The following is a 1,196-nucleotide window of genomic DNA, read 5'->3' on the forward strand; positions in this document are numbered from 1 at the left end:
GCGGCGAGGGTATCAGGGATGGTTTCTGCGGTCTCCTCGGGCTCGGGGATCATCGGCGGCAGCGCGTCGATCTGCAGCGCCTGCTGAAGCGCCATCGCCGGCGTGCGGCCCTTCAGGCGATAGCCCTGATGGCTGCGGCGATGGTTGTAGTAGTCGAGGAACACGTCGAGGTCGCGCTGGATCTCGGCGGGTGTCAGGTACCAGGTCTGGCGGCCGGCGACGCGGAAGCATTCGTCGAGGAGCGTGCGGTTCATGCGCTCGACGAAGCCGTTGGTGCGCGGTGTGGCGATCTTGGTGCGGCGGTGCTCGATGTCGTGCATCGCCAGCACGAGCTCGAAGGGATGCTCGTCGGGCTTGCCGCAGAACTCGCGGCCGTTGTCGGTGAGCACGGCGCCGACATCGACGCCGATCGCCTCGTAGAACGGCAGCACGCGGTCGATGAGCAGGTCGGCGGCGGTGATCGGCATCTTGCTGGTGTAGACCTTGGCGAAGGCCAGCGAGCAGAAGGTGTCGACGACGACCTGTACGTAGACCTTGCCGACGCCCTTCAAGGTGCCCCAGTAGAAGGTGTCCTGGTTCAGCAGCTCGCCCGGGGCGTTGGACTCGATGTGCTGCGGCAGGGCGTCGCTGCCGGCCTTCTCGAGCAGCAGGCGCTGCTCTTCGGTGAGGACGAAGGTGGTGTCGCGTGCCTTCTCCTCGAGCTTCAGCAGACGCTGGTGGCGCTTGAGCATGTCGTGGCGCTGCCAGACGCCGCGCACGCCCGAGGGGCTCACGTCGACGCCGGACAGGCGCAACTGGTTGGCGATGAACTGCGCGCCCTTGGTCGGGTGCAGCAGGCAGAAGTCGAGGATGGCCTGCTCGACTTCCGGCGAAACACGGTTGGGATGCGGGTTTCGTGGCCCGCGGCGCTGTTCGATCAGGGCTTCGAGGCCGCCCGTCTGGTAGGCGCGGCGGATCTCGTAGAACGAGTCGCGGTGGTAGCCCATCAGCTTGCAGGCCTTGGACACGTTGCCGAGGGCCTCGGCGAGTTGCAGCAGGGAGGTCTTACGTTTGATAGCGTTCGTTGTGGCGGACATCTGGTCGCTCCGGTTGGCTTGGCAAGGTGTGGTAACCACCAATCTACCGAAGGCCAGGTGTCCGCCCCTCTCAGGGGCTACTGGAGGGGCGGACTGTCGGGGAAATACTCAACACGAACA

General features: G+C 65.7%; 1 protein-coding gene. It reads right to left on the bottom strand.

Translation table 11 applies throughout. From position 1 onward, the window contains the following. Positions 1 to 1,076 (bottom strand): IS481 family transposase (locus FPV26_RS12540; protein ID WP_246109290.1); only part of this gene is annotated, 1,076 nt, incomplete at its 3' end. Positions 1,077 to 1,196 lie beyond the last annotated feature (120 nt).

It is taken from the genome of Vulcaniibacterium gelatinicum (genome assembly GCF_008033445.1).
Classification (GTDB): domain Bacteria; phylum Pseudomonadota; class Gammaproteobacteria; order Xanthomonadales; family Xanthomonadaceae; genus Vulcaniibacterium_B; species Vulcaniibacterium_B gelatinicum.